Annotated in this window: 7 protein-coding genes; 1 reads left to right on the forward strand and 6 read right to left on the reverse strand. The window is 66.9% G+C overall.

The annotated features are described in order from the left end of the window. Nucleotides 1-61: 61 nt before the first annotated feature. The 6 genes from ACODSK_RS31940 to ACODSK_RS31965 form a co-directional block, all read right to left on the reverse strand. On the reverse strand, nt 62-1,231 hold the full coding sequence (locus ACODSK_RS31940; protein WP_489022049.1) for an acyl-CoA dehydrogenase family protein: 1,170 nt from the start codon (nt 1,229-1,231) through the stop codon (nt 62-64). Between the two features lie 10 nt (nt 1,232-1,241). Further along, a complete protein-coding gene (locus tag ACODSK_RS31945; RefSeq protein ID WP_489022051.1) occupies nt 1,242-2,420 on the reverse strand; it encodes a lipid-transfer protein in 1,179 nt (392 codons plus the stop codon). A gap of 148 nt (nt 2,421-2,568) precedes the next feature. After that, nucleotides 2,569-2,988: a MaoC family dehydratase gene (locus tag ACODSK_RS31950; protein WP_489022053.1), complete on the reverse strand. Its 420-nt coding sequence runs from the start codon at nt 2,986-2,988 to the stop codon at nt 2,569-2,571. Then, the gene (locus tag ACODSK_RS31955; RefSeq protein ID WP_489022055.1) at nt 2,960-4,087 is read right to left on the reverse strand and encodes an acyl-CoA dehydrogenase family protein; all 1,128 of its coding nucleotides are present in this window, start codon (nt 4,085-4,087) and stop codon (nt 2,960-2,962) included. The genes ACODSK_RS31950 and ACODSK_RS31955 overlap by 29 nt, the downstream gene beginning before the upstream one ends. A 6-nt stretch (nt 4,088-4,093) precedes the next feature. Continuing rightward, nucleotides 4,094-5,068, reverse strand: coding sequence for a bifunctional MaoC family dehydratase N-terminal/OB-fold nucleic acid binding domain-containing protein (locus ACODSK_RS31960; RefSeq protein WP_489022057.1), 975 nt, complete (start codon nt 5,066-5,068; stop codon nt 4,094-4,096). A gap of 44 nt (nt 5,069-5,112) precedes the next feature. Next, nucleotides 5,113-5,877 carry an SDR family oxidoreductase gene (locus ACODSK_RS31965; RefSeq protein WP_489022059.1) on the reverse strand — a complete coding sequence of 255 codons (765 nt, stop codon included), beginning with the start codon at nt 5,875-5,877 and terminating at the stop codon, nt 5,113-5,115. A gap of 132 nt (nt 5,878-6,009) precedes the next feature. On the opposite strand from ACODSK_RS31965, the gene ACODSK_RS31970 reads away from it, so the two are divergent. Continuing rightward, nucleotides 6,010-6,795 (forward strand): enoyl-CoA hydratase, encoded by a 786-nt coding sequence (locus tag ACODSK_RS31970; protein ID WP_489022061.1) that lies wholly within the window; start codon nt 6,010-6,012, stop codon nt 6,793-6,795. Nucleotides 6,796-6,882: the final 87 nt, after the last annotated feature.

The raw sequence follows: 6,882 nt of genomic DNA on the forward strand, positions 1-6,882 counted from the left end.
TGCCGCTATCGCTGGCAAGCCAGCTCCCACAGGGACCCAGCCAAGCCCATGACCTATGTGTTCAGCGCTGCGTGCGCGGCAGCCCCAGGCCGAACTGGGCGATCAGCTCGCGCTGGATCTCGTTGGTACCGCCGCCGAAGGTCACCGTGACCGAGGCGCGCAGTTCGTATTCCAGCTCGCCATGCAGCGCGGTGGCCGCCGAACCGGCACGCAGCGAGCCGTTGGCGCCGATCACCGCGGCCAGGCGGCGGAGGATCTCGATCGCCGATTCCGAGCCGTAGACCTTGGTGGTCGAGCTCAGGGCCACGTCCATCTGCTCCTGCTCCAGGTTGGCGGCGATGCGCAGGTTGATCAGGCGCATGGCCTCCAGTCGCGCATAGCACTCGGCCAGGGAGCTGCGTACCCAGGCCTTGTCCATCGCCCGACGGCCCTGTTCGTCACGGCTCTTGGCCCACAGGTAAATCCGGCGGAACAATCCCACCACCTTGTCCGACCAGGAGCCCAGCCCCAGGCGCTCGTGGTTGAGCTGCGCGGTGATCAGCTTCCAGCCGCCGTGCAGCTCGCCCACCAGCATGTCCCTGGGCACCCGCACGTTGTCGTAGTAGGTAGCTGCCGTCGGGTTGCTGGTGGTGGGGATCACCGTGCTGGAGAAGCCCGGCAGTGAGGTGTCGAGAATCAGGATCGACACCCCCTTGTGCCGCGCGAGTTGCGGGTCGGTGCGCGCCGCCAGCCAGATGAAGTCGGCAGACTCGGCGCCCGAGGTCCACAGCTTGTTGCCATTGACCACGAAGTGCTCGCCGTCCAGCCTCGCGCTGGTCTTCAGCACCGCCAGGTCGCTGCCGGCATCCGGCTCGGAATAGCCGATGGCGAACATGATCTCGCCGGCGGCGATGCCCGGCAGGAAACGCGCTTTCTGCGCCGCGCTGCCATGCTCCATCAGCGCCGGGCCGACCGTGCTGATGGTGACGAAGGGCAACGGCGCTCCGGCGATATTGGCCTCCTCGAAGAAAATCAATTGCTCGGTGGCGGCATAGCCCTGGCCGCCGTGGGCCTTGGGCCAGCCCACCGCCAGCCAGCCGTCGCGGCCCATCTGGCGGATGGTCTGGCGAAACAGCTCGCCGCCCTCCTTGCCGCGCAACTGCTCGCGCAGCTCCGGGGTCATCAGGGCCTGGAAGTAGTCGCGCACCTGGCGGCGCAGGGTGTGTTGTTCGGGCGTGAGGTCGACGAACATGACTCGCTCCTTAGGCCGCGCCGAGAATCAGGCCGCTGGTCGGCACGCCGGTACCGGCGGTGACCAGCACGTTATGGACGTCCGCCACCTGGTTGACCGCCGTGCCGCGCACCTGCCGCACCGCCTCGGCGATGCCGTTCATGCCGTGGATATAGGCCTCGCCCAGCTGCCCGCCATGGGTGTTGATCGGCAGCTTGCCGCCGCGGGCATGTTCGCCGGCACGAATGAAGTCCTTGGCCTCGCCACGGGGCACCAGGCCGAACTCCTCCAGTTGCGGCAGCACGAAGGGGGTGAAGTGGTCGTAGATCACGGCGGTCTGCAAGTCCTCCGGACCGAGGCCCGATTGGCGATACAGCTCCCTGGCGACCACGCCCATCTCCGGCAGACCGGTGATGTCGTCGCGGTAGAACGAGGTCATTACCTGCTGGCCCTGGCTGATGCCCTGGGCGCCGGCCTTGATGGTCACCGGCTTGTGCTTCAGATCACGGGCACGCTCGGCCGAGGTGATGACCATGGCCACTGCGCCATCGGACTCCTGGCAGCAGTCGAGCAGGTGCAGCGGCTCGCAGATCCAGCGCGAGGCCTGGTGTTCTTCCAGGGTGATCGGCTTGCCGTGGAAGAACGCCTTGGGGTTGCTCGCGGCAAAATCCCGCACCGCCACCGCGACCCGGCCGAAGTCCTCCGAGGTGGCGCCGTAGCGATGCATGTAGCGCTGGGCGAACATACCGACCCAGGCCGCCGGGGTGTGGAAACCGTGGGGCATGTACCAGCCGTAGTTGACGTTCTCGAAGATCGGCGTCGAAGCGAAGCCGTAGGTGCCGGTGCCGAAGCGGTACCAGGAGCGCTCGTTCATCGCCCGGTAGACCACCACCACCTTGGCCACCCCGCTGGCCACGGCCATCGCCGCATGCATCACCGGCGCGCAGGCGGCGCCGCCGCCGTGGGGCACCTGGGAGAAGAACTTGACCTCCTTGCAGCCCAGCAGGCGGGCGATCTCGTATTCGGGGACCTTGTCCACCGAATAGGAACTGAAGCCCTCGACCTCGGACGGGTCGATACCTGCGTCACGCAGGGCTTCGAGGGTGGCTTCCATGGCCAGGCGCAGCTCGGTGCGCCCGGAGTTCTTGGAAAATTCGGTGGCGCCCAGGCCGACGATGGCGGCGCGCCCGGAAATCGACGATTGACTCATCAGGTCTTTCCTCAGATCAAACAACACATGATTGGCTGCCTGCACGCGAACCCTGTGGGAGCGGCTGTTAGCCGCGATTACGGTGGTGGGACCACTGCTGCAATCGCGGCTAACAGCCGCTCCCACAGGGTTCGCGTCGCATTCACGCTCAGGGCAGGATCAGGGCAACCGTGCCGGTAACGTGGTTGCCCATGGCGTTCTTGCCGACAAGGGTCACCTCGACCCGCCGGCTCACCGCATCCAGAGCACTGACACTGCCACTGAAGGTCATGCAGTCACCCGGGTAGTTGGGCACGCCGAGCTTGATTTTCAGCGACTCGAACTGCGCCGCCGGTCCTGCCCATTCCTCGACGAAGCGCTGCACCAGGCCGTTGGTGGTGAGGATGTTCATGAACACATGGGGCGAGCCCAGTTCACGAGCGGCATCCAGGTCGTGATGGCCGGGAAAGTAGTCACGGGTGGCGATGGCACCGCCGGCGATCAACGCCACGCTGATGGGCAGCGCCAGTTCCGGCAGGACCTCGCCGGGGCGCACATCGTCAAAGCGCTTGGTGTTCTTCAAGGTCATATTTCCATCCCAGCTTGTGGTTATCGCCCAGCCAGTCGCCGAGGCGTTCCAGACACGCCGCCGAGCCGCCAAGGGCAAGGCCGAGGGCGCGGCTCCAGTAGAGAAAACGGTGAATCGGATAGGTCAGGTCGACGCCGATACCGCCATGCACGTGCTGGGCGATATGGCCGATCCGGTGTCCGGCCTCGCAGGCCAGCCAGGCGGTGGCCTGGGCCTCGGACGGCGCCGGGAGACCGGCGTCGAGGCGGTAGCACAGTTGCCACAAGGCGCTGCGCAAGGCCTCCAGGGCGATATGGGCATCGGCCATGCTCATCTGCACCGCCTGGAAGCTGCCGATGCGCCGCTGGAATTGCTCGCGCTCGCTGATATAGGCGACGGTGCGACGGATCTGCTCGTCGCTGACGCCCAGTTGTAGCGCGGCCAGGGCGCAGGTGGCCCGGGGCTCCAGCCAGTCGAGGGCGCTGACCGGCAGCAGATGGCCAAGACGCAAGCCCTCCACCTGCACATCGGCGACGGCTTCGCCGTGGGTCATTACCGCCGGGGTCAGGCGCAGCGCAGGGTTGTCCAGCTCCAGCAAGCACAGACGTGGCTGTCCATGCAGCAGCACCGGCACCAGCGCCGCAGCGGACTGCGCGCCCAGCGGCAAGGCGGCGATACGGCCGTTGAGCAGCCAGTCGGCGCCGTTCGGCGTGGCTTCCAGCTCGATGCCACAGGCCGCGTGCATTCCTTCCAGCGACAGGCTGAGCAGGACTTCGCCGCTGGCCGCGCGCTCGATCCAAGCGGCGTATTCGTCCGGGGCGAAGCGGTCCAGCGCCGCGGCCACCAGTTGATGCCGCCACAACGGCACCTGGCCAAGGCTGCGGCCCTGGGCCTGCAACACCAGCATCAGTTCGGTCATACCCAGGCCGCTGCCGCCCCTGGACTCGGGAATCGCCAAGGCGTGCAGGCCGGTTTCGCAACACAGTTGCCACAGGCTGCTCATAAGCGGCGCACCGCTCAGGTCCCAGTGGCGCAGGGCATCGTCATCGCACTGCTCGGTGAACAGGCTGCCGGCCATCTCCTCGATGGCGCGCTGGTCTTCGCTCAATTGGAAATCCATGGGCGGCTACTCCGTCTCGGCCACGGGGCGGAACAGCGGCAGGGTCTGCTGCTCGTCGAAGACCTGGAACTCCACCTGCAGGCGCTGGCCGATGCGCAACTGCTCGCGCTCGACCCCGACCAGTCCGGCGATCAGGCGCACGCCCTCCTCCAGTTCGACCAGGCCAATGGGGTTGGGATGATCGAACGGCGGTACCTCCGGGTAATGCATGACCACGAAGGAATACAGGCTGGCACGGCCGCTGGCCTGCACCGCGTCCCAGTCGAAGGAGTGGCACTCGATGCAGACCGGCGCCGGTGGATGGCGCAGGGTCGAACAGGCAGTGCAACGCTGGATCAGCAGCTTGTGCTCGGCACAGCCTTCCCAGAAGAAGCGGGTGTCGTCGCTGATGCCCGGCAATGGACGCTTGGGTTTGTCCAGCGCCTGGGCCGGCTTGGCCACCGGCTGCGGATTGGCCGGGCGGAACTTGAACACGCGGAACAGCAGCTCACCGACCGGCTCGTCGCCTTCGGGCTTCTCGACAAAATGGCTCATCACCAGGGTGACGAAGAAGCCGGTGCCCAGGGCCGTGGTCTTCTCGTCGCCCACGGCGTCCAGGCGGGTGGTGTAGTACAGGCGCTCACCGAGATGCACCGGGCGCTTGAAGGTCAGTTCCGAGTTGACTGCTACCACTGAGGCGTAGCCGTACTCCTCGATCAGCTTGAGCACTTCATAGGGGTTCTCGTCGGTGGAACCCGGCGGGTAGTTGTTGGCTTGCAGGCCCTCCATGGTCCACACCTGGAGCATCGCCGGCGGCGCGACGATGCCGTCGTGGGGCCCTTGCAGGGCGGCAGCGGCATCGGTGTAGAGCGGGTTTTCCAGGCCCATGATCTCGCACCACTGGCGGATCATCGGCGCGTTGACTTCGTCCCAGGCATAGACCCGGCCGTATTCGCGCCCGACCAGGGCACGCACGTTGGACAGCAATTGTGGATCAGCCACAGTCGTCTCCTGCTAAGTAAGGGCGGCTAGCCGCCGTGGGTCGATCAGGCCTGTGCCGCCGCGAGGAAGCTCGGCCGTTCGCCGCCGCCGTGCAGCAGCAGGTTGCAGCCACTGGCGTAGCTGGCCAGCGGCGAGGCGATAAACAGGCAGGCGTTGGCGATATCGGCCGCCGCGGCCATGCGTCCGGCGGGAATGCCGGCACCGACGGCGGCGATACCGGCGTCGCTGCCGTAATGCAGATGGGCCTGCTCGGTCAGGACCAGGCCGGGGCTGACGGTCACCACCCGCACCTTGGGCCCCCACTCCACCGCCAGCGAAGTGGCCAGCGCCACCACCCCGGCCTTGGCCGCACCATAGGCGGCGGTGCCCGGTGACGGACGCTGGGCGGCAACGCTGCCGATGAACACGATGCAGCCGCCCTCTTCCTGCCCCTGCATCAGGCGGTTGGCGTGCTGGGCGACGTTGAGCGGCGCGATCAGGTTGAGGCGGATGATGCTCTCGTGAAAACGCGGCGAGGCCGTGGCGGCCTCGGCAGCCGGGGCGCCGCCAGCGTTGTTGACCAGCACATCGAGGCGACCGAAATCGCGCTGGATGGCATCGAACAGGCCTTGCAGCGAATCGCCGTCGCGCACATCGACGGCGAAGAACGCCGCCTGGCGGCCGCCGCTGCCTGGCAACTGGTCTGGCGCGTTGCGGGCACAGACGATCACCTCGGCGCCGGCCTCCAGATAGGCCTGGGCAATCCCGGCACCGATCCCCTTGGTACCGCCGGTGACCAGGACCACCTTGCCCGTGTAATCAAGACCCATGTCGTGCTCCTCGTACTGGCTGACGAGGCTCACTCTAGGGGCAAGGGGGCGCACAAACTTCGTCTGAACGGACGATGAACCGGCACCTTGGCGGGTCGACACTGCGAGGCACTTTCACGCGCGAGAAGGCTTATGTCCGCTACCGAAGTTTCCCCCCTGCTGCTGGAGTTTCCGGCGCCCGGCGTAGCCCTGCTGCGCCTGAACCGACCGCAGGCGAGCAATGCCCTGAGCCTGGAATTGCAGGCCCTGCTGTCGCGGCATTTCAGCGAGCTGGGCGCCGACCCCGAAGTGCGCTGCATCGTCCTGACCGGTGGCGCCAAGGTGTTCGCCGCCGGTGGCGATATCACCAGCATGGCCGGGGTCGGCCCGATCGAGATCGTGCAGCGCCACACCGAGCGGGTCTGGGCACCGATCCAGCACTGTCCCAAGCCGGTGATCGCGGCGGTCTGCGGCTATGCCTACGGCGGTGGCTGCGAGCTGGCGATGCATGCCGACCTGATCGTCGCCGGGCGCTCGGCGCGCTTCTGCCAGCCGGAAATCCGCATCGGCATCATGCCGGGGATTGGCGGAACACAGCGGTTGGTGCGGGCGGTGGGCAAGGTCAAGGCCATGCGCATGGCCCTGACCGGGCAGCCGATCAGCGCGGAGGAAGCCTGGGTGGCGGGGTTGGTCAGTGACCTGGTGGATGACGACCGGGTGCAGGAGCACGCCCTGGAACTGGCCCGGACGATCGCCGCCATGCCGGCGCTGGCGGCGGAGCAGATCAAGGAAGTGATCCTCGCGGGGATGGATGCGTCGCTGGAATCGGCGCTAGCCCTGGAGCGCAAGGCCAATGCGCTGCTGTTTGCGTCCAGGGACCAGAAGGAAGGGATGCAGGCGTTTATCGAAAAGCGGATGGCGCGGTTCGAGGGATGTTGATAGTCAGGTTCGCAAGAACTGCCCGATCAGCCAGATCGATGTCGAAGCTGATGGCCTCATCGCCGGCAACGCCGGCTCCCACAGGGT

This window comes from Pseudomonas sp. FG98 (genome assembly GCF_057808595.1).

What these genes read in the sequence shown, in the direction of transcription:
- ACODSK_RS31970 (WP_489022061.1), top strand. Translation starts at nt 6,010, where the DNA reads ATGTCCGCTACCGAAGTTTCCCCCCTGCTGCTGGAGTTTCCGGCGCCC.
- ACODSK_RS31965 (WP_489022059.1), bottom strand. Translation starts at nt 5,877, where the DNA reads ATGGGTCTTGATTACACGGGCAAGGTGGTCCTGGTCACCGGCGGTACC.
- ACODSK_RS31950 (WP_489022053.1), bottom strand. Translation starts at nt 2,988, where the DNA reads ATGACCTTGAAGAACACCAAGCGCTTTGACGATGTGCGCCCCGGCGAG.
- ACODSK_RS31945 (WP_489022051.1), bottom strand. Translation starts at nt 2,420, where the DNA reads ATGAGTCAATCGTCGATTTCCGGGCGCGCCGCCATCGTCGGCCTGGGC.
- ACODSK_RS31940 (WP_489022049.1), bottom strand. Translation starts at nt 1,231, where the DNA reads ATGTTCGTCGACCTCACGCCCGAACAACACACCCTGCGCCGCCAGGTG.
- ACODSK_RS31955 (WP_489022055.1), bottom strand. Translation starts at nt 4,087, where the DNA reads ATGGATTTCCAATTGAGCGAAGACCAGCGCGCCATCGAGGAGATGGCC.